Source organism: Pseudomonas sp. FP2309, assembly GCF_030687575.1.
Taxonomy (GTDB): domain Bacteria; phylum Pseudomonadota; class Gammaproteobacteria; order Pseudomonadales; family Pseudomonadaceae; genus Aquipseudomonas.
The window spans coordinates 3,918,161-3,942,449 of sequence record NZ_CP117439.1 but is presented as its reverse complement, the minus strand read 5'-3'; the positions used below and the strand labels follow the sequence as shown (position 1 = coordinate 3,942,449).

Annotated in this window: 25 protein-coding genes; 16 read left to right on the top strand and 9 right to left on the bottom strand. The window is 61.8% G+C overall.

Features of this window, described 5'->3' with window-relative positions; all coding sequences use genetic code 11:
- The first annotated feature begins 8 nt into the window (after window positions 1–8).
- The 14 genes from flhF to yegS all read left to right on the top strand — a co-directional run bounded on the left by flhF (window position 9) and on the right by yegS (window position 13,137).
- The gene (flhF, locus tag PSH59_RS18030; protein WP_248077884.1) at window positions 9–1,325 is read left to right on the top strand and encodes a flagellar biosynthesis protein FlhF; all 1,317 of its coding nucleotides are present in this window, start codon (window positions 9–11) and stop codon (window positions 1,323–1,325) included.
- 106 nt (window positions 1,326–1,431) lie between these two features.
- The gene (fleN, locus tag PSH59_RS18025; RefSeq protein ID WP_003192912.1) at window positions 1,432–2,265 is read left to right on the top strand and encodes a flagellar synthesis regulator FleN; all 834 of its coding nucleotides are present in this window, start codon (window positions 1,432–1,434) and stop codon (window positions 2,263–2,265) included.
- Entirely contained in the window at window positions 2,262–3,002 is a 741-nt protein-coding gene (gene fliA, locus PSH59_RS18020) for an RNA polymerase sigma factor FliA (RefSeq protein WP_248077882.1), read from the top strand. Before fleN ends, fliA begins: the two co-directional genes overlap by 4 nt.
- A gap of 169 nt (window positions 3,003–3,171) precedes the next feature.
- Window positions 3,172–3,546: a chemotaxis response regulator CheY gene (locus PSH59_RS18015; protein WP_003192908.1), complete on the top strand. Its 375-nt coding sequence runs from the start codon at window positions 3,172–3,174 to the stop codon at window positions 3,544–3,546.
- 18 nt (window positions 3,547–3,564) lie between these two features.
- Window positions 3,565–4,353, top strand: a complete 789-nt coding sequence (locus PSH59_RS18010) for a protein phosphatase CheZ (RefSeq protein ID WP_248077880.1) — start codon at window positions 3,565–3,567, stop codon at window positions 4,351–4,353.
- 11 nt (window positions 4,354–4,364) lie between these two features.
- Window positions 4,365–6,608, top strand: coding sequence for a chemotaxis protein CheA (locus PSH59_RS18005; RefSeq protein ID WP_305393345.1), 2,244 nt, complete (start codon window positions 4,365–4,367; stop codon window positions 6,606–6,608).
- Window positions 6,609–6,656: 48 nt separating this feature from the next.
- On the top strand, window positions 6,657–7,790 hold the full coding sequence (locus PSH59_RS18000) for a chemotaxis response regulator protein-glutamate methylesterase (protein ID WP_248077876.1): 1,134 nt from the start codon (window positions 6,657–6,659) through the stop codon (window positions 7,788–7,790).
- The gene (locus PSH59_RS17995) at window positions 7,790–8,530 is read left to right on the top strand and encodes a flagellar motor protein (protein WP_248077874.1); all 741 of its coding nucleotides are present in this window, start codon (window positions 7,790–7,792) and stop codon (window positions 8,528–8,530) included. Before PSH59_RS18000 ends, PSH59_RS17995 begins: the two co-directional genes overlap by 1 nt.
- A 64-nt stretch (window positions 8,531–8,594) precedes the next feature.
- Entirely contained in the window at window positions 8,595–9,482 is an 888-nt protein-coding gene (motD, locus tag PSH59_RS17990) for a flagellar motor protein MotD (RefSeq protein WP_248077873.1), read from the top strand.
- 50 nt (window positions 9,483–9,532) lie between these two features.
- Entirely contained in the window at window positions 9,533–10,321 is a 789-nt protein-coding gene (locus PSH59_RS17985) for a ParA family protein (protein WP_248077872.1), read from the top strand.
- 2 nt (window positions 10,322–10,323) lie between these two features.
- On the top strand, window positions 10,324–11,124 hold the full coding sequence (locus PSH59_RS17980) for a CheW domain-containing protein (protein ID WP_305395311.1): 801 nt from the start codon (window positions 10,324–10,326) through the stop codon (window positions 11,122–11,124).
- Window positions 11,125–11,205: 81 nt separating this feature from the next.
- On the top strand, window positions 11,206–11,688 hold the full coding sequence (locus PSH59_RS17975) for a chemotaxis protein CheW (protein WP_005790025.1): 483 nt from the start codon (window positions 11,206–11,208) through the stop codon (window positions 11,686–11,688).
- The gene (locus tag PSH59_RS17970) at window positions 11,689–12,084 is read left to right on the top strand and encodes a DUF2802 domain-containing protein (protein ID WP_248077871.1); all 396 of its coding nucleotides are present in this window, start codon (window positions 11,689–11,691) and stop codon (window positions 12,082–12,084) included.
- Window positions 12,085–12,216: 132 nt separating this feature from the next.
- Window positions 12,217–13,137 (top strand): lipid kinase YegS, encoded by a 921-nt coding sequence (gene yegS, locus PSH59_RS17965; protein ID WP_305393344.1) that lies wholly within the window; start codon window positions 12,217–12,219, stop codon window positions 13,135–13,137.
- Here the strand turns inward: yegS and PSH59_RS17960 are convergent.
- The 3 genes from PSH59_RS17960 to PSH59_RS17950 all read right to left on the bottom strand — a co-directional run bounded on the left by PSH59_RS17960 (window position 13,096) and on the right by PSH59_RS17950 (window position 15,465).
- Window positions 13,096–13,755: a response regulator transcription factor gene (locus PSH59_RS17960; RefSeq protein ID WP_248077869.1), complete on the bottom strand. Its 660-nt coding sequence runs from the start codon at window positions 13,753–13,755 to the stop codon at window positions 13,096–13,098. The genes yegS and PSH59_RS17960 overlap by 42 nt on opposite strands.
- A complete protein-coding gene (locus PSH59_RS17955) occupies window positions 13,752–14,645 on the bottom strand; it encodes a sensor histidine kinase (RefSeq protein WP_305393343.1) in 894 nt (297 codons plus the stop codon). Before PSH59_RS17955 ends, PSH59_RS17960 begins: the two co-directional genes overlap by 4 nt.
- A gap of 370 nt (window positions 14,646–15,015) precedes the next feature.
- The gene (locus PSH59_RS17950) at window positions 15,016–15,465 is read right to left on the bottom strand and encodes a hypothetical protein (protein ID WP_305393342.1); all 450 of its coding nucleotides are present in this window, start codon (window positions 15,463–15,465) and stop codon (window positions 15,016–15,018) included.
- Between the two features lie 557 nt (window positions 15,466–16,022).
- On the opposite strand from PSH59_RS17950, the gene PSH59_RS17945 reads away from it, so the two are divergent.
- Both PSH59_RS17945 and PSH59_RS17940 read left to right on the top strand, forming a co-directional pair.
- The gene (locus PSH59_RS17945; RefSeq protein WP_248077864.1) at window positions 16,023–16,958 is read left to right on the top strand and encodes a chemotaxis protein CheV; all 936 of its coding nucleotides are present in this window, start codon (window positions 16,023–16,025) and stop codon (window positions 16,956–16,958) included.
- Window positions 16,959–16,998: 40 nt separating this feature from the next.
- The gene (locus PSH59_RS17940) at window positions 16,999–17,805 is read left to right on the top strand and encodes an MOSC domain-containing protein (protein WP_248077862.1); all 807 of its coding nucleotides are present in this window, start codon (window positions 16,999–17,001) and stop codon (window positions 17,803–17,805) included.
- A 63-nt stretch (window positions 17,806–17,868) separates the two neighbouring features.
- On the opposite strand, the gene PSH59_RS17935 is transcribed toward PSH59_RS17940, so the two are convergent.
- The 6 genes from PSH59_RS17935 to atuC form a co-directional block, all read right to left on the bottom strand.
- Window positions 17,869–18,153 carry a pyrimidine/purine nucleoside phosphorylase gene (locus PSH59_RS17935; RefSeq protein ID WP_058424671.1) on the bottom strand — a complete coding sequence of 95 codons (285 nt, stop codon included), beginning with the start codon at window positions 18,151–18,153 and terminating at the stop codon, window positions 17,869–17,871.
- A 64-nt stretch (window positions 18,154–18,217) separates the two neighbouring features.
- Window positions 18,218–18,760: an exonuclease domain-containing protein gene (locus PSH59_RS17930; RefSeq protein ID WP_248077860.1), complete on the bottom strand. Its 543-nt coding sequence runs from the start codon at window positions 18,758–18,760 to the stop codon at window positions 18,218–18,220.
- Between the two features lie 73 nt (window positions 18,761–18,833).
- Window positions 18,834–20,717: an acetyl/propionyl/methylcrotonyl-CoA carboxylase subunit alpha gene (locus PSH59_RS17925; RefSeq protein WP_305395310.1), complete on the bottom strand. Its 1,884-nt coding sequence runs from the start codon at window positions 20,715–20,717 to the stop codon at window positions 18,834–18,836.
- Between the two features lie 23 nt (window positions 20,718–20,740).
- Window positions 20,741–21,502, bottom strand: a complete 762-nt coding sequence (locus PSH59_RS17920; protein WP_305393341.1) for an enoyl-CoA hydratase/isomerase family protein — start codon at window positions 21,500–21,502, stop codon at window positions 20,741–20,743.
- Window positions 21,499–22,656 (bottom strand): acyl-CoA dehydrogenase family protein, encoded by a 1,158-nt coding sequence (gene atuD / locus PSH59_RS17915; protein WP_248077856.1) that lies wholly within the window; start codon window positions 22,654–22,656, stop codon window positions 21,499–21,501. The genes PSH59_RS17920 and atuD overlap by 4 nt, the downstream gene beginning before the upstream one ends.
- Before the next feature lie 16 nt (window positions 22,657–22,672).
- On the bottom strand, window positions 22,673–24,289 hold the full coding sequence (atuC, locus tag PSH59_RS17910; RefSeq protein ID WP_305393340.1) for a geranyl-CoA carboxylase subunit beta: 1,617 nt from the start codon (window positions 24,287–24,289) through the stop codon (window positions 22,673–22,675).

The window sequence follows — 24,289 nt, the reverse complement described above, 5'->3', positions numbered from 1 at the left end:
AGTGGGATATGCAAGTGAAGCGTTTTTTCGCCGCCGATATGCGTCAGGCCATGAAACTGGTCCGTGATGAGCTGGGCGCCGACGCCGCGATTATCGGTAACCGTCGTATTGCCGGCGGTGTCGAGCTGACGGCTGCCCTGGATTACACGCCCCAGGCCCTGGCGCCACGTGTGCCGAACATGGAACTTGAAGACGAGCTGCGCAAGACCGCGTCGCGCATCGTCTCGGCCCAGGCTGAACTGAGCATGCGTGGCGACAGCGATGCCACCACCAATCGCCAGTTGTTCGCCGGCCTGCCATTGACCGCCGCCGAGCCACTGGTAGAGCCCACCTTCATCGAACCGCCGCGTCCTGCAGCGCCAGCCCCGGCCGCCGCAGTCGACCAGCGCGTGTTCGACTCGATGCGCTTTGAACTCAATGGCCTGCGCGAACTGCTGGAAGTCCAGCTCGGTTCGTTGGCCTGGACGCAGTTGCAAGGCAGCAAGCCGCAGCAGGCCAACCTGTGGCGCCGCCTGCAACGCATAGGCCTGTCCGGCCCGTTGTCCCGCGACCTGCTGGCCCTGACCACCGAAATCGAAGAGCCTCGCCAGGCCTGGCGCATGTTGCTGGCCCATCTGGCGCGGATGATCGCCACCCCGGAAGTCGAACCCCTGGAAGAGGGCGGTGTGATCGCCATGGTCGGCCCTGCCGGCATGGGCAAGACCACCACCCTGGCCAAGCTGGCCGCCCGTTATGTGCTCAAATACGGCGCCCATAACATTGCGTTGGTGAGCATGGACAGCTACCGCATCGGTGCCCAGGAGCAGCTCAAGACTCTGGGGCGCATCCTCAATGTGCCGGTGACCCACGTCGACCCGGGCCAATCCCTGGCCAACGCCCTCGATCCGCTGTTGCGCAAGCGCGTGGTGTTGATCGATACCGCGGGCCTGCAAGCCAGCGATCCGGCGTTGCGCATGCAGCTGGAAAGCCTGGCCGGGCGTGGCATCAAGTCGAAAAATTACCTGGTGCTTGCAACCACCAGCCAGAAACAGGTTCTTACCGCTGCTTATCACAGCTACAAGCGCTGCGGCCTGGCCGGTTGCATCCTGACTAAACTGGATGAAACCGCCAGCCTGGGCGAAGTGTTGAGCCTGGCGATCAGCCATGAACTGCCGGTTGCCTACCTGACCGATGGCCCGCGGATTCCGGATGACCTGCATCTGCCGCGCCGTCATCAGTTGGTCAGCCGCGCAGTGAGCGTGCAAATGCAAGAAGAGCCTAGCGAGGAAGCGATGGCCGATATGTTCGCCGACCTCTACCACAACCCCGCCAAACGGGTCGGTTGAAGTCAGGATGAACACCGTGAAATGTACCTACATTGATGGTCTGCAAGCGATTCAAGCGGCCAAGCCATGTAGCCTGCGTCTAAGCAAGACAAGGTAAAGAAATAAAATGGGCAGCATGCATCCCGTACAGGTGATCGCGGTGACCGGCGGCAAAGGTGGCGTCGGGAAAACTAACGTGTCAGTGAATTTGTCCCTGGCCCTGGCAGAGCTTGGCCGTCGCGTCATGCTGCTGGATGCTGACCTGGGGCTGGCGAACGTCGACGTTCTGCTGGGGCTGACGCCCAAACACACCCTTGCCGATGTGATCGAGGGGCGCTGTGAACTGCGCGATGTGCTGCTGCAGGGCCCTGGCGGTATCCGCATCGTGCCGGCCGCGTCCGGCACCCAGAGCATGGTGCACCTGAGCCCGGCGCAGCATGCCGGTCTGATTCAGGCCTTCAGTGATATCGGCGACAACCTCGACGTGCTGGTGATCGACACCGCCGCCGGGATCGGCGAGTCCGTGGTCAGCTTCGTGCGCGCGGCGCAGGAAGTGCTACTGGTGGTCTGCGATGAGCCCACCTCGATCACCGACGCCTACGCCCTGATCAAACTGCTTAACCGTGACTACGGCATGAACCGCTTCCGCGTGCTGGCCAACATGGCCCAGAGCCCGCAGGAAGGGCGCAACCTGTTCGCCAAGTTGACCAAGGTCACGGACCGCTTTCTCGATGTCGCCCTACAATACGTTGGTGCAGTGCCCTACGACGAGTGTGTGCGCAAGGCTGTGCAAAAGCAGCGTGCAGTCTACGAAGCGTTCCCTCGTTCCAAGTGCGCATTGGCGTTCAAGGCTATTGCTCAGAAGGTCGATACCTGGCCGTTGCCCGCCAACCCACGGGGGCATCTGGAGTTTTTCGTCGAGCGATTGGTACATCAGACGAGCGCAGGACCCGTGCTATGACAGCGAACGGCTATAACGCCTACAAGAAGTCTGCCCGTGACAGTCAGGGTGAGTTGATCGAGCGTTATGCGCCACTGGTCAAACGCATCGCTTATCACCTGCTGGCTCGCCTGCCCGCCAGCGTCCAGGTCGAAGACCTGATCCAGGCCGGCATGATCGGTCTGCTCGAAGTGTCGACCAAATACGACGCGAGCAAGGGTGCGAGTTTCGAGACGTATGCGGGTATCCGTATCCGTGGCGCCATGCTCGATGAAGTGCGCAAGGGTGACTGGGCGCCCCGTTCGGTGCACCGCAATACACGTATGGTCAGTGACGCAATTCGCGCAATTGAAGCAAAAACCGGTCGCGACGCTAAAGATCACGAAGTTGCGGCCGAACTCCAATTGAGTCTCGACGATTATTACGGGATTTTGAACGATACCTTGGGCAGCCGCCTGTTCAGTTTCGACGACCTGTTGCAGGACGGCGAACACGAAGGGTTGCACGAGGACGGCGCGAGTACTCACATGGAGCCGGCGCGCGACCTGGAGGATGAACGCTTCCAGGGGGCGTTGGCTGACGCGATTGCCAATTTGCCTGAGCGTGAGCGACTGGTATTGGCGCTGTACTACGACGAAGAGCTGAACCTCAAGGAAATCGGTGAGGTCCTGGGGGTCAGCGAATCGCGGGTCAGCCAGTTACACAGCCAGTGCGCCGCCCGCTTGCGGGGGCGTTTGGGAGAGTGGCGAGCGCGCTGACAGGCAGTGTGGGGACACTGCAAAGCGATACCGCGACGGTGATTGACCGTCGCGGGTTCGGCTCGTGGTGCCCCCGGCAGTCCTTTTTGTGTAATGCCTGTTGATTGAAATGGCGCGTCCAGGTGCTGGGCGCGTTTAAGACTGCTTGGAGGTCGAATTGGACAAGAACATGAAAATCCTCATCGTTGATGACTTCTCAACGATGCGGCGGATCATAAAAAACCTGTTGCGTGACCTTGGGTTCACAAACACGGTCGAGGCGGATGACGGCCTTACGGCGATTCCGATCCTCAACAGCGGGAGCATCGACTTTCTGGTAACCGACTGGAACATGCCGGGCATGACTGGCATCGACCTGCTGCGCCACGTGCGCGCCGACGAGAAACTTCGCAGCCTGCCTGTGTTGATGGTCACCGCCGAAGCCAAGCGTGAGCAGATCATCGAAGCCGCCCAAGCCGGGGTTAACGGTTACGTGGTCAAGCCATTCACTGCATTGGCCTTGAAAGAGAAGATCGAAAAAATCTTCGAACGCATCCACGGCTAATGCCATCGCGGGGGAGCTATGGAGCATAAAGAAACGACACTGGGAGACTTTGAGTCAACCCTGAAAAAGCATGCTCACCAGTTGGTCGACAGCCTTGAAAAAGGCCATTTCGGCGACGCGGTGCAGTTGATCCATGAGCTCAACCAGACCCGTGACCGCGGCCTGTACCAGGAAGTGGGCAAGCTCACACGCGAGCTGCACAGTGCAATTGTCAATTTTCAGATTGACCCGCACATGCCCCAGGCCGAAGAAATCTCGCAGATTACTGATGCCACCGAACGCCTGTCCTATGTGGTCAGGCTGACTGAGGCGGCGGCCAACCGCACCATGGACCTGGTGGAAAACGCCACGCCCCTGGTCAACGGCATGGCCACTGAAGCCCAGGCCCTGAGCAACGACTGGGGCCGCTTCATGCGCCGGGAAGTGGGAGCTGAAGAGTTTCGTGAGCTGGCACGTCGGGTTGAAGGGTTTTTGTCGCGCAGCGAGCAGGACAACCGCACGGTGTCCAGCAATCTCAACGATATTTTGCTGGCCCAGGATTACCAGGACCTCACCGGTCAGGTGATCAAGCGTGTGACTCAACTGGTCACCGAAGTGGAGAGCAACCTGCTCAAACTGGTGCTTATGGCAGGCCAGGTTGACCGTTTTGCCGGCATCGAACATGACCGCGAAGCGATCCTCTCGGAAAAAGATCCACAAAAACATCTCGCCAAGGGTGAAGGTCCGCAGATTCATGCCGATAAACGTGAAGACGTTGTGTCAGGTCAGGATGACGTAGATGACCTGTTATCCAGTTTAGGCTTCTAAGGAGCACCCACATGAGCTTCGGCGCCGATGAAGAGATCCTTCAGGATTTCCTTGTAGAGGCCGGCGAAATTTTAGAGCAACTGTCCGAACAACTGGTCGAGCTGGAAAGCCGTCCGGATGATGCGAACCTGCTCAATGCAATTTTTCGCGGTTTTCACACTGTAAAAGGGGGCGCCGGCTTCCTCCAGCTCCATGAGCTGGTGGAGTGCTGCCACATCGCCGAGAACGTGTTCGACATCCTGCGCAAGGGTGAGCGTCACGTTGATTCGGAGTTGATGGACGTGATTCTCGAAGCACTGGATGCGGTCAACGGCATGTTCAGCGAGGTGCGTGAACGTGCCCCGATCACCGCGGCAACGCCGGAACTGCTCGCGGCCCTGGCACGCTATGCAGAGCCTGCGGACACCACGGCAGCGCCGGTGGTTGAAGCGGCGCCTGAGCCGGTGGCCGAGCCTGAAGCGGACGTCACGGACAGCGAGTTCGAGCAGCTGCTCAACTCCCTCAGCGCCGTCAAGGCCGAAGCCGAAGCGCCTGCCGCCGTTGCCCCGGCAGTGGAGCCGACCAGCGAAGACATCACCGACGCAGAGTTCGAGTCGCTGCTCGACCAATTGCACGGCAAAGGCCAGTTCGCCGCCGATGCGGTGGCGCCGGTCGCAGCTGCGCCGGCCGGTGAGCAGGTGCCTGCCGCGCCTGTCAGCACTGACATCACCGATGACGAATTCGAAGCGTTGCTCGACCAACTGCATGGCAAAGGCACGTTTGCTGCCGACGCCCTGCCGGCAGTCGCGGCCACCGCTACCGCCGCAGCGCCTGCCGCCAGTGCAGCGCCTGCCGGTGATGGTCTGATCACCGATCACGAATTCGAAGCCCTGCTGGACGATTTGCACGGCAAGGGCAAGTTCAGCGAGGTGCCTGCGACCGGCGCCGTCGCCACAGCAGCCCCGGCTGCCGCTAAAGCGGCTGCCCCGGCCAAAGCCGCTGCGCCTGCCGCCGCCGCCAAACCTGCGGCTGCCCCGGCAGCAGCGCCGGCGCCGGCGCGTGCCGCCGCAGCCGCTGCACCGGCTGCGGACAAACCGGCCAGTGAAGCCGAAACCACCGTGCGGGTCGATACCGCGCGTCTGGACGACATCATGAACATGGTCGGCGAACTGGTACTGGTGCGTAACCGCCTGGTGCGCCTGGGCTTGAGCAGTGGCGATGAAGCCATGCAAAAGGCCGTGTCGAACCTCGACGTGGTCACCGCCGACCTGCAAACCGCGGTGATGAAAACGCGGATGCAGCCGATCAAGAAAGTCTTCGGCCGCTTCCCGCGTCTGGTTCGTGACCTGGCGCGTCAACTGAAGAAAGAGATCAACCTGGAACTGGTGGGTGAAGAAACCGACCTCGACAAAAACCTTGTCGAGGCCCTGGCCGACCCGCTGGTCCACTTGGTGCGCAACGCCGTCGACCACGGCGTGGAAACCCCGGAAGAGCGCGAAGCCTCGGGCAAGTCCCGCGGCGGCAAAGTGATTCTGGCGGCGGAGCAGGAGGGCGACCACATCCTGCTGTCGATCACCGATGACGGCAAAGGCATGGACCCGGCCATTCTGCGCAATATCGCGGTCAAGCGTGGCGTGATGGACAAGGACGCTGCCGATCGCCTGACCGACACCGAGTGCTACAACCTGATCTTCGCCCCTGGCTTCTCGACCAAGACCGAGATCTCCGACGTGTCGGGCCGTGGCGTGGGCATGGACGTGGTGAAGACCAAGATCAGCCAGCTCAACGGCTCGATCAATATCTACTCGACCAAGGGCCAGGGCTCGAAGATCGTGATCAAGGTGCCGTTGACCTTGGCGATCATGCCGACCCTGATGGTGATGCTGGGCAACCAGGCCTTCGCCTTCCCACTGGTCAACGTCAACGAAATCTTCCACCTCGACCTGTCGCGCACCAACGTGGTGGACGGCCAGGAAGTGGTGATCGTACGCGACAAGGCATTGCCCCTGTTCTACCTCAAGCGCTGGCTGGTTGCATCGGCCGCCCATGAGGAGCAGCACGAAGGCCATGTGGTGATTCTCTCGGTGGGCACCCAGCGTATCGGCTTTGTCGTCGATCAACTGGTGGGTCAGGAAGAAGTGGTCATCAAGCCTTTGGGCAAAATGCTGCAGGGAACCCCGGGCATGTCGGGTGCGACCATCACCGGTGACGGTCGGATCGCGCTGATTCTCGATGTTCCGAGCATGCTCAAGCGTTACGCCGCTCGGCGTATTTGATTCTGGTGGGGCAGGGCGGTAAAGCCTGCCCCACCTAACGGAGTGTTTATGGCAGTCAAGGTCCTGGTGGTGGACGATTCAGGTTTCTTCCGCCGCCGCGTCTCGGAAATTCTTTCCGCCGATCCAAGCATCCAGGTGGTCGGTACGGCCACCAACGGCAAAGAGGCGATTGATCAAGCCATTGCGCTCAAGCCGGATGTGATCACCATGGACTACGAGATGCCGATGATGGATGGCATCACGGCAGTTCGGCACATCATGCAACGCTGCCCGACCCCGGTTTTGATGTTTTCCTCGCTGACCCACGAAGGCGCCCGAGTGACCCTCGATGCGCTGGACGCGGGGGCGGTGGACTTCCTGCCGAAAAATTTCGAAGACATCTCGCGCAATCCCGAGAAGGTCAAGCAACTGCTGTGCGAGAAAGTCCACAGCATTTCCCGCAGTAATCGTCGCAGCTTGTTCAGTGCGCCGGCGCCCACTCCGGCACCGGTGGCGGCACCTGCTGCGCCCACCGGTTCCACGTTCGGCCGCCCGGCGCCAGCACCGCTTGCACGGCCTGCCGCGCCGCCGGTACGCGCCGCCGCGCCTGCTGCCGCGCATTCGCCGGCACCCAAGCGCAAGGCCTACAAGCTGGTCGCCATCGGCACCTCCACCGGTGGCCCAGTGGCGTTGCAGCGGGTGTTGACCCAGTTGCCGGCCAACTTTCCGGCGCCGATCGTGTTGATCCAGCACATGCCTGCGGCCTTTACCAAGGCGTTTGCCGAGCGTCTGGACAAGCTGTGCCGCATCAGCGTCAAGGAAGCCGAGGACGGCGACATCCTGCGCCCTGGCCTGGCGCTGCTGGCCCCCGGTGGCAAGCAGATGATGGTTGACGGGCGTGGCGCGATCAAAATCCTGCCGGGCGATGAGCGCCTGAACTACAAACCGTGTGTGGACATCACCTTCGGTTCGGCAGCCAAGTCTTACGGCGACAAAGTTCTGGCGGTGGTGCTCACCGGCATGGGTGCCGACGGCCGCGAAGGCGCGCGCCTGCTCAAGCAGGGCGGCAGTGCGATCTGGGCCCAGGACGAAGCCAGCTGCGTGATCTATGGCATGCCCATGGCGATCGTCAAAGCTGATCTGGCCGACGCCATCTACAGCCTGGACGATATCGGCAAGCATCTGGTGGAGGCCTGCCTCTGATGGATGTGTTGAGCCTGATCGGCATCATCATGGCGTTTGTCGCGATCATTGGCGGCAACTACTTGGAGGGCGGCCACCTTGGCGCCCTGGCCAACGGCCCGGCGGCACTGATTGTGATTGGCGGCACCGTGGGCGCCGCCTTGCTGCAATCGCCGATGAGTTCGTTCAAGCGTGCGATGCAGATTGTGATCTGGATCATTTTCCCGCCGCGCGTGGACCTGGCGGGCGGCATCGACCGTGTCGTCAACTGGAGCCTCACCGCACGCAAGGAAGGCCTGCTGGGCCTGGAAGGCGTGGCCGATGCCGAGCCCGACAGCTACGCACGCAAAGGCCTGCAATTGCTGGTGGACGGCGCCGAGCCGGAGGCTATCCGCAGCATTCTCGAGGTGGATTTCTACACCCAGGAAAGCCGCGATATCAACGCCGCCAAAGTCTTTGAAAGCATGGGCGGCTATGCGCCGACCATCGGCATCATCGGTGCAGTGATGGGGTTGATCCATGTGATGGGCAACCTCGCCGACCCTTCGCAACTGGGCAGCGGCATCGCCGTGGCGTTCGTCGCCACCATTTACGGGGTTGCCAGTGCCAACCTGGTGTTGCTGCCGGTGGCGAGCAAGCTCAAGTCGATTGCCATGCGCCAGTCGCGTTACCGCGAAATGTTGCTCGAAGGGATCCTGTCGATCGCCGAGGGCGAGAACCCACGCTCCATCGAACTCAAGCTCCAGGGCTTCATGGATTGATGGGCATGAACACTTACTTGTGGCAGTGCGGCTACGAACGTTGTGTACAGAGAGGTGCCTGCCTGTGAGCCGTCGCCGTCGCGAGCCTGAAGAACACGTTAACCACGAACGCTGGCTGGTGTCCTACGCGGATTTCATCACCCTGCTGTTCGCGTTTTTTGTGGTGATGTATTCCATCTCGTCGATCAACGAAGGCAAGTACAAAGTCATTTCCCAGGCGCTGATCGGCGTGTTCAACGATACCGATCGCGCACTCAAGCCGATCCCTATCGGTGAAGAGCGGCCCAGGACCGTGACGCCGGCCAAACCGCTGGTTAACGACAGTGATGAAACCGCTGCCGGCGTGGGCGGCACCAGCGACCCGCTCAAAAGCATCGCCGATGACATCAGCGCGGCGTTTGGCGACCTGATCAGCTCCAACCAGATGACTGTGCGCGGCAACGAGTTGTGGGTCGAGATCGAGCTTAATTCCAGCCTGCTGTTCGCCAGTGCCGATGCGATGCCCAGCGACCAGGCGTTCACCATCATCGACAAGGTGGCGGCGATCCTCAAACCGTTCGACAACCCGGTGCATGTCGAAGGCTTTACCGACAATGTGCCGATCAGTACGGCGCAGTACCCGACCAACTGGGAGCTGTCCTCGGCGCGTGCCGCGAGCATCGTGCGCATGCTTGCGATGCAGGGTGTGAACCCAGGGCGCCTGGCGTCGGTGGGTTATGGCGAGTTCCAGCCGGTGGCCAATAACGCCACGTTCGAAGGCCGCGCGCGCAACCGTCGAGTGGTGTTGGTGGTCTCACGAAACCTGGATGTGCGCCGTAGCCTGACTGGTACGGGCACCGCCAATGCAACACCGGACGCGGCTTTGAAGCGTGCTGGCACACAAACTGCACCGGCCCCTGTTAAGCCGCCGGTTCGGCAGAGTGCCGTCAATTCTCCGTCACCGGCTCAATAACTTATGCAATGTCTCGGTCGCGCATGTGCCCACCGGGAGGAACCATCCGAATGAGAGTCTGGGCAGTTGCCAATCAAAAAGGTGGGGTCGGCAAGACCACCACCTCCATCGCCTTAGCCGGCTTGCTGGCCGAAGCGGGCAAGCGCGTGGTCGTGGTTGACCTCGACCCCCATGGCTCGATGACCAGCTATTTCGGTTACGACCCGGATGCCCTGGAGCACAGCTGTTTCGACCTGTTCCTGCACAAGGGCAGTGTGCCGAGCGACTTGCCCGGCCAATTGTTGCTGCCCACCAGTAGCGAGAGTATTTCCCTGCTGCCATCGAGCACCGCGCTGGCCACCCTTGAGCGTCAGTCGCCGGGGCAGAGCGGTTTGGGCCTGGTGATCGCCAAGACCCTGGCGCAACTTTGGCAGGATTTCGACTACGCCATCATCGACAGCCCACCGTTGCTGGGCGTGCTGATGGTCAACGCCCTGGCGGCCAGCCAGCAATTGGTGATCCCGGTGCAGACCGAGCACCTGGCGGTCAAGGGCCTGGAGCGTATGGTCAGCACGTTGGCGATGATCAACCGTTCGCGCAAACAGGCACTGCCGTACAGCATCGTGCCGACCCTGTTCGACCGCCGTACTCAGGCGTCGATGGGTACCTTGCGCGTGCTGCGCGACGCCTACCCGGAGACCATCTGGAACGGTTACATCCCCGTGGATACGCGCTTGCGCGATGCCAGTCGTGCCGGGCTCACGCCGTCGCAGTTCGACGGTAAAAGCCGCGGCGTTCTGGCCTATCGCGCGTTACTCAAACACCTGCTGTCCCAGCAGCTTGTGGCGCAGGTGGCCTGATGATGAACCGTCCCGTGGAACTCAAGGTCAAGACCCGGCCGCAACTGGCGCTGGAATCCTATCTGGATGCCTTGTTGCAGGATGCGACCGAGGAAGAACTGCCGGAGCCGATCCTGGTACTCGAGCCTGCGCTGGACGTGCCGGCATCGAGCACGCTGGATGAGTTCCAGCTGGCCGTATTGGAAGAGCAGGCCCGCGATGCGCAAGTGGTCGCGCCGGTAGTGGTGCCGAGCGCGCCCGCCGTGGTGGCGCCAGTGGTGGTCGAGCCCGTCGTGGAAGTGCATCTGCCGCCGAGCATAACGCCGCCGCCGGTCACCGGTGACGGGCGCCCGGCCTGGGCAGCCGAGCCGTTCGAATGTTTGCTGTTCGACGTTGCCGGGTTGACCCTGGCGGTACCGCTGGTGTGTCTGGGGTCGATCTATTCCCTGGAAGGCCAGGAGCTGACGCCGTTGTTCGGGCAGCCGGAGTGGTTCCTTGGCATCCTGCCGAGCCAGGCCGGCAACCTCAAGGTGCTGGACACCGCGCGCTGGGTGATGCCCGACCGCTACCGCGATGACTTCCGCCAGGGCTTGCAATACGTGATTTCGGTGCAGGGCTACGAATGGGGGCTGGCGGTGCATCAAGTCAGCCGCTCGTTGCGCCTGGACCCCAATGAAATTAAATGGCGCAGCCACCGGGGCCAGCGGCCTTGGCTGGCGGGCACCGTGATCGAACATATGTGCGCGTTGCTTGACGTCGCCGAACTGGCCGAGTTGATCGCCAGCGGTGCCGTCAAAGCGATGCCGGTTACCAAACGCAGTTGATTGAACAATAAGGGCCGCGCGCGAGTAAGGCCAAAAGAAGTACACACGCCGCCTACATCGGCATTTGAAGGGGTCACAGCTATGAACAAGTCAGCGTCTGCACAAGGTTTGGATGATCCGATCCTGCAATGGGTTACCTTCAAACTGGACAATGAAACCTACGGCATTAACGTGATGCGCGTGCAGGAAGTGCTGCGCTACACCGAGATCGCGCCGGTCCCGGGTGCGCCAAGCTACGTGCTGGGCATCATCAACCTGCGCGGCAACGTGGTGACGGTCATCGACACCCGCCAGCGCTTTGGCCTGGATACCGTCGAAGTCAGCGACAACACGCGTATCGTCATCATCGAAGCCGATAAGCAAGTGGTTGGCATCATGGTCGACAGCGTCGCCGAAGTGGTTTACCTGCGCCAATCGGAAGTGGAAACCGCGCCGAACGTGGGCAACGAAGAATCGGCCAAGTTCATCCAGGGCGTGTGCAACAAGAACAACGAACTGCTGATTCTGGTTGAGCTGGACAAGATGATGAGCGAAGAAGAATGGTCGGAACTGGAGAGTATCTGATTGTTCTTTGAGGCCCTGGTGATTGTCCTGGCCCTGTTGTGGGCCGGGACACTTGCGTTTTTTCTGCGCTACGTGCGCCAGCAGCGGGAGCTGGCGTTGCAACAGGCCGAGCGCGATGCGTTGCGGGACCGGCGCATCCTGGAGCTGGTCAAGCGTGTCGATCACTACCAGCAAAGTGCGGTGAAGGTGGGGGATGAGGTGCATGAACTGCGCGCCATTCTCGGGCCGTTGCCGGACAAACTGGCGCAGATCGAGCAGCGTGACCCCTCCAGCCTGTCGTTTGCCCAGGCGGCGAAATTGGTGGGCATGGGGGCGACGGTGGATGAGCTGACCCAGTCGTGCGGCTTGACCCAGGCCGAAGCGCAATTGATGAGTAAGTTGCATAAGGGCGGCTGAAAGCTTCGAGATTCAAGCGGCACGTGTCGAGTTTTGGCTTGCCGCTGATAACTTGGCGCTTGTGGCTGCACTTTCCCTACTGGTTCAAGGTCCACATCCTGCGAGCATTTTTGAACCAGGAGATTTCCCTCGATGACCACTCCCAAAGCACTGTTGATCCTTCACGGCAAGCAGGCCCTCAACGAGGACGTGCGCGCCGCCGTGCAGGCCCGGCGTGAGCAAGGCTGGGAGTTGGCGGTACGGGTCACGTGGGAGGGCGGCGACGCCCGGCGCCTGGTTGAAGAAGCCTTGGACGCCGGGTATACCCGGATCATCGCGGGTGGCGGAGATGGCACCTTGCGCGATGTCGCCGAAGCGATGGCCCAGGCCCGGACCGATGCCAGCCTGGTGCTGATGCCGCTGGGCACTGCCAATGATTTCGCCAAGGCCGCGGGGGTGCCGCTGGAACCTGCGATGGCCTTGGCGTTGCTGGACGTGCCGCCGCGGGCGATCGACCTCGGCCGTGTCGGCGGGCAAATCTTCCTGAATATGGCCACCGGCGGCTTCGGCAGCCAAGTGACTGCCAATACCTCTGAAGACTTGAAAAAAATCTTAGGTGGTGCCGCCTATCTGTTCACCGGGTTGACGCGTTTCAGCGAGCTCACGGCGGCCTATGCCGAGCTGGATGGGCCGGACTTTCACTGGAAAGGCGAGCTGCTGGCGCTGGGCATCGGTAACGGTCGCCAGGCCGGCGGTGGGCATGAACTATGCCCCGGCGCCATGGCCGATGATGGCTTGCTCGACGTCAGTATCCTGCCGGCGCCCCAAGAGGTGGTGGGCGCCTTGCGCGAGCTGATGAGCAACGGCTGGGGCCTGGACGCCATGTTCGTGCGTGCACGCTTGCCATGGGTGCAGATCAAGCAGGCCGAAGGGCTTTACATCAATCTCGACGGCGAGCCGCTCGAGGGCGACGATCTGCGTTTTGAGGCCTTGCCGGCGGCGCTTCGCGTGCACCTGCCGCTGGGTTCGCCCTTAGTCGTCCAGGCTGATGATCTGCTCACGCACGGCGAATAACACCAGGCCCGCCACGTCGAAAATCTGCAGACGCTTCATGATTTGCGAGCGGTGCGCTTCCACCGTCTTGATGCTCAGGCCAAGGCCGTGGGCAATTTCCCGAGTGGACTTGCCGCGCACGATCAGGCGCAGGATTTCCAGTTGGCGGGCGGTGAGGTTATGGCTGTGGCCTGCCGGGGTGGTGCCGCCGCCGCTGCGCACCAGGGCTTGGGTGATCACGGTGTGGGCGATGGCCGGGCTCAGGTAGCGCTCGTTGTTGCGCAACGCCAGCAGTGCGTGTTCCAGCTCGTTGGCGGTGGTGTCTTTGAGCAGGTAGCCATGGGCGCCGGCCTCCAGCCCGCACATGATCAGTTCCGGGTCGGTGTGCATCGACAGGATCAGCACTTTGCTGTTGGGGTACACGCGCTTGAGTTGCTGCAAGGCGTCCAGGCCGCCGGTGTGCTTCATCGAGAGGTCCAGCAGAACGATATCGGGCTGCAAGGCGTGAAACTGCTCCAGCAATTGCGCGCCATCGCTGGCTTCGCCGACCACCGTATAGCCGGGCATGTCTTGGATCAGCGCGCGTACGCCGGCCCTGATCAGCACGTGGTCATCCACCAACAGTAATGTGCACGTCACTCGATAACCTTAGGGGAACTGGCCCGTTCGAGGGCGCGCGGCGCCCAGGGGAAAAGCGCGTCGATCCGCGTGCCTTCGCCAGGCTGGCTGCTGACGGACAAGCGACCGCCCAGTTGATCAACCCGCTCGGACATACCCGCCATGCCCCGTTGCCCTTCCAGGCCGGGGTTGATGGCGGGTGAAAAACCCTGGCCGTCATCGCAGATAATCAGCGACAGGCCTTCGGGCAGGCGTTGCAGGCGCACCAGCAAGTTACGCGCCTGGGCATGGCGCAGCATGTTGGTCACTGCTTCCTGGGTAATGCGAAAGGCCGCCACGGCCATTTCTTCCGGAATGCCGGTCAGCCGCTGGTGGCATTCCAGGCTCCAGTGCACCGGGGTATTTTCCAGGGTTTTGAGCAGGTGCGCCCGCAGGCTGGCTTCCAGGCCCAGGCTGGCCAGCTGCCGGGGGTTGAGGATAGCCGAGACGTCGCGCACCTTGGCCAGGGTCTCATTCAGGGTGTTGCACAGCACCGTGCACTGGCTTTGCAGCTCATCCGGCAGGCGCCGCTTGAGCCATTCGCTTTGCAGCTTGGCGGCGGTGAGCAATTGGCCGATGTCATCATGCAGTTCGCGGCTGAGGCGGTGGCGTTCGTTTTCCTGCACCTGCAGCAGGCGCTCGGCGAGTTCCTGGGGGTGGAACTTGATGGATTTACGCGAGTACCACTGTTGCGCGCCCACCACGAGCAGCGTGGCCAGGTTAAGCAGCAATACCAGAAGTGGCAGCGGCGCGGATTGACTGTAGGCCCACAGGCTCAACAGCAGCGAGCCAAGGCACAGGGCGAGGATCAAACGGCGTGCATTGCTGCGGGACGTTGACCTGGCGATGAGGGTCTTTAGGCTGGCATGCATAGCGGATGGAGCCAATGAAGGTTCACTGCAGGAAGACCGGTCATGGCGATTGGCCGGGCTGTGTTTGGAGTACGTTATTGATTCGTTTATTTGCATCATGAAGTTGAGTCACTTCGAGCGGGGGCATAGTACCACCACTCTTACCGTTGGTCGCCTGGTGCCTTGCCTTGCGGGTTATTAACCGCGTGAACACCCCGGGATAGTAAACCCGGAGTTGAGGGAGTGGGGAAGTTAACGTAATTCAATCGGTTTGTATCGTTGTTACAATTAGTGGCTAATTGATATCTTTTTGCGCAATATTTAGTTGCAAAAGATAGGTTGAATTTGTCGTTTTCGGATAACTACAGGTCGAGTACGAGATGCTGAGTCGTCAAGACGCGTGATGCATACGTTGCTGCGGTTTATGACCCAAGCCCTTTTGCGGGATCTGTACGGCAACCGTGGCGATCAACGTGGTTTGTTCGGTCTCGTCCAATGTCAGCTGACCGGTTTTTGCGTCGATCAACTCCAACTGCCACGCGAGCAAGGTCAGGCAGTCATGCAGTGCGTCAAGGGCTTGATCATGCAGTTGAAGCGGGTTTTCGGCATTGGCGATCAGGCATTGGATGTGCCGCGAGAATTCGCTGATCGCCAGCAGCGCCAGGCAATCGGCTTTTTCGGCCAGCCTGATCAGGCTGGTTTTTATGCAGTCGATGGCGTCACTGTCGTTTCGGATCAAATGCAGGTGGCTCAGGCACTCTTCCGATTTGGCCAGCAGGCTTTGCGCCTCGAGCAGGAACTCGGGAAGTGCCGATTGCCACTCGTTACCGTCGTTCATCATGCAAGTCTCCACAACATAAGCTCGGGTGATGAGAGGTCGCACCGGGTGAATGGCGTAAAACTAGCGCTGAAATATAACCGGAGTATGTAGGCCGCTTCTGAGTTTTCAGTAGGACGAATACTTGAATAACGGCAAGGGGCGTGCACAGCCCCCGTGAGCAGGCTTTGTTGCACACCTTCAATGGCCGCGACGTGGACGTCTGAAAGGCCTGTGGGCCGTGGGCTTGGCATGGCAAACAAAAGCCTGACTCCATTCATGCAATGAGAATGGCGTCACATTAATGGCTATTAGATATTGCGAATATCAGGTTGGGCCTGATTGTGTATAGGGGAATCCCTTATATAGCGGAACCAAGCGTCGATTTGAATGTCGCGCAGCGGTGCTCTATTGCCATCTGGAACAGCCAGCGCAGTAAAGCATGATGTCAGTGTGACATCAATTGGTTTCCGTGGCATTTTACTAGGGGTCAAGGTCTGCCGTTCGCCGCCGATAACTAGCGTAAGTGAACAGCACATCCCCTTAGCGCCACACTTTCCAGCGCACACCAGGAGCATTTAATGGCCGGCATTCTCGACACGGTAGACCAACGCACGCAACTGGTGGGTGAGAATCGCCTGGAGATCCTCATGTTCCGCCTGTTCGGGCGGCAACTGTTTGCGATCAACGTGTTCAAGGTTCAGGAAGTCCTGCAACTGCCCAAGCTCACCCTGATGCCCCAGCGTCATCCGTTCGTGTGTGGCGTGGTCAACCTGCGTGGCCAGACGTTACCGGTGATCGACCTGTCCCAGGCCATCGGCATGCGCCCGCTCGTGCCGGGCCCGAACAGCACCATCATCGTCACCGAGTACAACCGCTCGGTGCAGGCCTTCCTGGTCGGTGGCGTGGACCGTATCGTCAACATGAACTGGGAAGCCATCCTGCCGCCGCCGACCAGTGCCGGTCGCCAGCACTACCTCACGGCCATCAGCAAGGTCGATGACCAGTTGGTGGAAATCATCGACGTGGAAAAAGTCCTCGCCGAAATCGTGCCCTACAACGCCAAGGTCTCCCGTGAAAAACTCGAAGACCCGGTACTGGAGCGTGCCCGCGGCCGCGAAGTACTGCTGGTGGACGACTCCAACGTCGCCCTGTCGCAACTGCGCGACACCCTCGGCCAGTTGGGCGTGAAGATGCACATCGCCAGCGACGGTCTCAAGGCGCTGAACATGCTCAAGGGCTGGGCCGATGCGGGCCACGTGATGACCGACAAGCTGCTGATGATCTTCACCGATGCCGAAATGCCTGAGATGGACGGCTATCGCCTTACCACCGAAATCCGCAACGACCCGCGCCTGCGCAAGCTCTACGTGGTGCTGCACACCTCGCTGTCGGGCAGCTTCAACGAGTCGATGGTGAAGAAGGTCGGATGCGACAACTTCCTGTCCAAATTCCAGCCGGACAAGCTGGTGGATGTGGTGCGTCAACGACTGATGCTGGACGAAGCCTCGGCTTGACCTTAGGGTGGCACCTTTGCCCCCTCAGGAATGCAGGCCCATGCTTCGTCTCAGCGCGTTGTACCGTTACCCCTTGAAGTCCGGCAAGGCCGAGACGTTGCAGCACGTTGGCCTGGATAAACTCGGGCTGGCCGGGGATCGACGCTGGATGCTGGTGGACGAGGCCAGCGGGCGTTTCCTCACGCAGCGTGCGGTGGCGAAGATGGGCCAGTTGTCGGCCTTGTGCAGCAGCGCCGGCGGCCTGACCCTCAGCTCGCCTGGGCACGCCACCGTGGAGGTGGCGCTGCCGGGCCCTGACACCGACTTGCGCGGGGTGACCATCTGGCGCGACACCCTGCGCGTGCCGGACGCCGGTGATGCGGCGGCGGCCTGGGTCAGCGACTTTATCGGCAAGCCGACGCGACTGGTGCATGTCCCGGTCGAACGGGCGCGTACCACGCAAGACGGCTACGGCAAGGACGACGACAAGGTGGCCTTCGCCGACGGGTTCCCGCTGTTGCTTATCGGCCAGGCGTCGCTGGACGACGTATCCCAGCGCATCGGCCGCCCCATGGAGATGCTGCGTTTTCGACCCAATCTGGTGATCGAAGGCGGTGAGGCGTTTGCCGAAGATGGCTGGAAGCGTGTGCGCATCGGCGATGTGGAGTTTCGCGTGGTCAAGCCCTGTTCACGCTGCATCCTCACCACCATCGACCCTGCCAGCGGCGAGCGCAGTGCGGACCGTGAGCCCCTGGCCACCCTCAAGACCTATCGCGAGCGCGACGGTGACGTGATGTTTGGCCAGAACCTGGTCAACGATGGTCTCGGGCGCCTGGAGGTGGGCATGCCGGTGACGATCCTCGAATAATTCCCGAGCCCATAAAAATGCCCGTCTCCTGCGAGACGGGCATTTTTATGCGCGGTGTAACCCTCAGCCGCGGTATTCGCACAGGTAAGCGGTGTCCACGGCGACTTTCAGTTGGAACTTGCTGTTGGCCGGTACGTTGAACTGGCTGCCGGCGGCGAAGGTTTCCCAGTCGCTGGCGTCGGGCAGTTTGACGGTCAGGGCGCCGGAGACCACGTGCATGATTTCACGCTGGGCCGTGCCGAATTCGTATTCACCCGGAGCCATCACGCCGATGGTCGCCGGACCTTCTGCGGTGCCGAAAGCGATCGACTTGACGGTGCCGTCGAAGTACTCGTTGACTTTGAACATGGGCCAATCCTCGGAAAAAGGGTCTGAAAAGGTCGGCCAGTATGCCCAACGCCAGGGGAGCTGCCTAGACCGGCAAAATCAGCGGCAGCAGGCGTGCGGTGTTACGCGCATCTTCCAGTGCCCGGTGTTGCTGACCCTGGAACTGCATCCCCGCCAATTGCAGGGCGCCATTGAGCCCCAGGGGTTTGTCCAGACGCCGGGCCTTGGCGAAGCGCTGCTTGAGGTTCACGTGGGGCGTTTGCGCCAGAGCACTGGCCAAGCGGTTGCGCTGCCATTCGAGTTCAAGCTGCGCGCGGTCATAGTCGCCCCAACTGGCCCAGCCTTCCAGAGGGCCGAGATGCCGGCCCAGCCAGCGCTCGAACAGCGGCCACACCTCGGTGATGGGCGCGGCCGTGTCGATATTCGCTTGGGTGATGTGGGTCAGTTGGCGACAAAAGGGCGTCAGCAAGGGACGGCGCAACGGCCGCACAAAACGCTGGAAGTGATCCAGTTCACGGCCCTGGCGGTTCACCAGGCTTGCGCCGATCTCGATGACTTCCATCTCCGTCACGGGCCAGCCGCCTTCATCCGTTGTGGCTTCAAGGTCAATAATCAGCCAATGAGGCATCGTGCAGGTTCCCGTACTCTTCCCTTCTTGATGGGGATAGAGCGTAGCCCGGCCTTGTAGTTCCGCCCAGGGCCTATTCGATCTCCAGTAACACCTGACGATTGCGCACCTGATCGCCGGCCATGACCCGCACGTGTTTGATAATGCCGTCGATGCCCGCCGTGAGCGGCTGCTCCATTTTCATCGCTTCGAGCACCAGCAGCAGTTGGCCTTTGCTGACGTGCTCACCGGCCTGTACGCGCACCTCGACAATAGCCCCGTCCATCGGCGCCTTGACTGTGCCGCTGCTGGCGTCGGCGTGGCGGCTGGCGACCTGGTGAGTGCGGTTGGTCACGCTCAGGCCCGCCAGCCACAGCCGATCACCGTCCAGGTGATAGGCGATGCGGCGGCGGATGCCGTCGCGCACCAGGGTCGCGTGGCGGCCGTCGGTGGTCAGGTGCAGCGGGGCTACGGTGACGCTGTGAATGTCGCCGTTGACCTCAAGGCGCAAGGTGTTGGGCACACTGGCGTTGTTCCGCCATCCCGCCAGGCCGTGCGGGTGCAGGTCGGCACTGTGTTGATGGAACAGCGCAGCGGCCAGGGCCAGTTGTTCATCGGTGACCGTCGGCTGCGCTATGACATTGAAGTGCTCGGCGAGAAACCCGGTGCTGAAATCGCCGTTGATAAAACCCGGATGCTTGAGCACGTCGATCAACAGCTGCTGGTTGGTCGCGACCCCCAGTAGCCGCGTATCTTCCACCGCGCGCAGCAATTTGCGCCGCGCCTCTTCACGGGTGGCGCCGTGGGCGATGATCTTGCCTTGCATGGCGTCGTAGAACGGGCTGATTGTGTCGCCTTCGCGCAGCCCATGGTCGATCCGCACACCGGGCGCCGGTTCCCAGCGCAGCACGTCCCCGGTTTGCGGTACGAAGCCGCGTGCCGGGTCTTCGGCGTACAGGCGCACTTCCATGGCATGGCCGGTCAGCGTCACTTGCTCTTGGGTGACCGGCAGCGTCTGGCCGGCGGCGATCTGCAGTTGCCAGGCCACCAGGTCGAAGCCGGTGGTCAGCTCAGTGACCGGGTGCTCGACCTGCAGGCGCGTGTTCATTTCCAGAAAATAGAACTGGCCGTGGCGGTCGAGCAGGAACTCCACGGTGCCGGCGCCCACGTAGCTCACCGCACGACCGGCCTTGAGCGCGGCTTCGCCCATGGCCTGGCGCAAGGCGGCGGTCATCACCGGGCAGGGCGCTTCTTCGATGACTTTTTGATGGCGGCGCTGGATCGAGCAGTCGCGCTCACCGAGGTAGATCAGGTGGCCGTGGCTGTCGCCGAACAGCTGGATTTCGACGTGACGCGGTTCGATCAGCGCCTGTTCCAGAATCAGCTCATCACTGCCGAAGGCGTTCAGCGCTTCGGAACGCGCGGTGCGCAGTTGCTCCAGCAGCTGCTCGGGTTGCTGCACCAGGCGCATGCCGCGCCCACCGCCGCCGGCGCTGGCTTTGATCATCAACGGGTAGCCGATGCGCTCAGCCTGCTGTTGCAGGGTGCTGTCGTCCTGGTCACTGCCCTGGTAGCCGGCGATGCAGGGCACGCCGGCGTTGAGCATGGCCAGTTTCGACAGGCGCTTGCTGCCCATCAATTCGATGGCTTCGACGCTGGGGCCGATGAAGGTGAGATTGGCGTCGAAGCACGCTTTGGCGAACGCGGGATTTTCAGAAAGAAAACCGTAACCGGGGTGCACCGCATCGGCGCCGGTGATCTTTGCCGCGTGAAGAATGGCCGGGATGTTCAGGTAGGACTGCTGCACGGGGGCCGGGCCGATACACACGGCTTCGTCGGCCATGTGCACATGCAGCGCTTCGGCATCGGCATCGCTATAGACCGCCACCGTGCGGTAACCCAGAGCGTGGGCGGTGCGCTGGACGCGGCAGGCAATTTCGCCGCGGTTGGCGATGAGGATTTTGCTGAACGCCCCCATGGCGTTGTCCCGTGGTGGAGGCGTCATATGCACCACCCCGGCTGGCGCTTCTGCACGAACGCCTGCGTGCCCTCAATCCCTTCTTCACCTCTCACCGCCTCGGCAAACCACTGTGCGGCCTCATCCAGCAAAGGCCCCAACGGCTGCTCGACACTGGCCAGCAACAGCGCCTTGGTGCGCGCATTGGCCCCCGGTGCGCACTGCAAGACCTGGCCCAGCACCTGATCGAGTCGTTCGGCCAAGGCTTGGGGGTCATGTTCGGTGAAATGCACCAGCCCCAGGCGCTCGGCTTCCACGCCATCGAAGCGCGCGGCCGTGAGGGCCAGGCGACGCGCCTGGGTCAGGCCGATACGCTTGACCACGAACGGCGCAATCTGCGCCGGCAGCAGGCCCAGGCTCGTTTCGGGCAAGCCGAAGCGGGCCTTGTGGTCGGCAATCGCGATGTCACTCACGCAGGCCAGGCCGAAGCCACCGCCCAGCACGGCGCCTTGCAGCACCACAATCACCACCTGCGGCAGGGCTTCGACCGCTTGCAATAAGGCACCGAAAGCGCGGTTCAGCGCGGCCAATTGATCACCCGCGCTGACCATGTCTTTCACATCGGCGCCGGCGCAAAAGTGCCCGCCCGCGCCGCTGATCACCACGGCGCGCACCTGGCTGTCCAACTGCGCCAAGGCCGCATGCAGTTCGTTGACCATCTGCAGGCTCATGGCATTGCGGCATTCGGGGCGATTGAGGGTGATATGCAACACACCGTTATGGGATTCGAGCAGCAGGGTGTTCATGATTTTTTCCCCGGCAGGGTGCCCATCAGTTTGCAGATGATGCCCAGCATGATTTCGTCGGCGCCGCCGCCGATCGACACCAGGCGTACGTCGCGATACGCCCGCGCGACCGGGTTGTCCCACATGAACCCCATGCCGCCCCAGTACTGCAGACAGCTGTCGCTGACCTCGCGACCCAGGCGCCCGGCCTTGAGTTTGGCCATGGAGGCCAGGCGGGTCACGTCCTGGCCTTTGATGTACTGCTCGGTGGCCTGGTAGACCAGCGCCCGCAGGCATTCGATCTCGGTGGCCAGCTCCGCGAGGCGGAAGTGGATCACCTGGTTGTCGATCAGCGCTTTGCCGAAGGTCTGGCGCTCCTTGCAATAGGCGATGGTACTGTCGATGCAGTACTCCAGGCCCTTGATCATATTGGCCGCGCCAAACAGACGTTCCTCCTGGAACTGCAACATCTGCATCATGAACCCCGCGCCTTCATGGCCGATGCGGTTGCGCTGGGGGATACGCACATTGTCGAAAAACACCTGGGCGGTCTCCGAGCTGTGCATGCCGAGCTTTTCCAGGGGCGGGCTGACGCTGATCCCGGGGGTGTTCATCGGCACCATGATCAGCGACTTGTTGATATGCGGCTTGTCGTCCGAGGTGTTGGCCAGCAGGCAGATAAAGTCGGCGCTTGGCGAATTGGTGATCCACATTTTGCTGCCATTGATCACGTAGTCGGCACCGTCCTTGCGCGCGTGGGTCTTGAGCCCGGCCACGTCCGAACCGGCACCGGTTTCCGAGACCCCGATGCAGCCCACTTGCTCGCCGCTGATGGCGGGACGCAGGAATTCATCGCGCAGTTCATCCGAGCCGAAACGGGCGAGGGCAGGGGTGCACATGTCGGTCTGCACGCCGATGGACATGGGGATGCCGCCGCAGTGGATGGTGCCGAATTCTTCGGCGGCGACGATCGAGTAGCTGTAGTCCAGGCCCATGCCGCCAAAGCGTTCGGGCTTGGAAATGCCCAGCAGGCCCAGGTCGCCGGCCTTGCGGAAAATCTCGTGGATGGGAAAGCGCCCGGCCTTTTCCCATTCATCCACATGGGGGTTGATCTCGCGGTCGACGAAGGCGCGCACGGTGCGGCGCAGTTCCTGGTGTTCCTGGGTGAAGATCATTGTTCTTGTTCTCCTGTTAGAAACGCGCCACACCGAAGCTGTTGGGTTGCAGTTCCCGCACCTGGGCTTCATGGCAGATATCCAGCAAAAAACCGAGCAGGGTACGGGTGTCGCGTGGATCGATCAGCCCGTCATCCCACAGGTTTGCCGTGCCATACAGCGCAGTGGATTGGCTGTCGAGTTTCTGCGCGGTGACCTGCTCCAGCATATCCAGCACCTTGGGGTCGGGCACCAAACCGTCTTTCAACTGCTTGGCCTCGGTAACGATGCGCAGCACCTTGCCCGCCTGGGCGCCACCCATGACGGCCGTGCGGCTGTTGGGCCAGGCGAAGATAAAGCGCGGGTCCAGGCCTCGCCCGCACATCGCATAGTTGCCCGCGCCGTAAGAGCCACCGACCACCACCGTGAGTTTAGGCACCCGTGCATTGGCCACCGCCTGGATCATCTTCGCGCCGTGCTTGATCACCCCCTGCTGCTCCGACTCGGTGCCCACCATGAAACCGGTGGTGTTGTGCAGGAACAGCAGCGGCGTGCGGCTCTGGTCACACAGCTGGATAAACTGCGCGGCCTTGCTCGCCCCTTGGGGGGTGATCGGACCGTTATTGCCGATTACCCCCACGGCACGGCCCTGGATGTGCAAGTGGCCGCAGACGGTGTGGGCGTCGAACTCGCCTTTGAACTCGAGGAAATTGGAACCGTCGGCCAGGCGCGCCAGGATCTCGCGCACGTCGTAGGGCTTTTTCGGGTCATCGGGGATCAGCCCCAGCAGTTCGTCGATGGCATACAGCGGCTCCTTGAACATACGTGCCGGCGCCGGCGGCAGGTGGGCATTCCAAGGCAGCAGACTGACGATCTCCCGCACGATGCGGATCCCATCGGCGTCGTTTTCCGCCAGGTATTCGGCGGTGCCGGCTATCTGCGCGTGCATTTCGGCGCCGCCGAGTTCTTCATCGGTGGCGACTTCGCCGGTAGCGGCCTTGAGCAGCGGCGGCCCGGCGAGAAACAGCTTGGCCTTGCCGCGCACCACCACCACGTAATCCGACAACCCCGGCTGATAAGCCCCGCCCGCCGTGGCCGAGCCGTGCACCACGGTGATTTGCGGCAGGCCCATGGCCGACATACGCGCCTGGTTGGCAAAGCTGCGCGCGCCTTCGACGAAAATCTCGGCGGCATAGTTGAGGTTGGCGCCGCCGCTCTCGGCCAGGGTCACCACCGGCAGTTTGTTTTCCAGGGCGATCTGTTGCAGGCGCAGGGATTTTTTCAGGCCGCTGGGGGAAATGGTGCCGCCCTTGATCGCGCTGTTGTTCGCCACCACCAGCACGCGCACGCCGCTGACATAGCCGATACCCGCGATCAAGCCGCCACCGGCCGCGCTGCCATCCTTGTCATCGTGCAGCTTATAGCCGGCCAGGCTCGCCAGTTCCAAAAACGGTGCACCGGGGTCCAGTAAGAGGTTGAGGCGCTCGCGGGGCAGCAGTTGACCGCGTCTGTCGAACTTGGGCTTGGCTTGCTGGGCCTTGTCCAGCAGGGTTTGCTCCAGTTGGCGCAGGTGCTCGATGCTCGCCAGCAGGGCATCGCGGTTCTGCACGAACTGCGGGCTGTGGGGGTCGATCAGGCTTTCGATCAGCGGCAT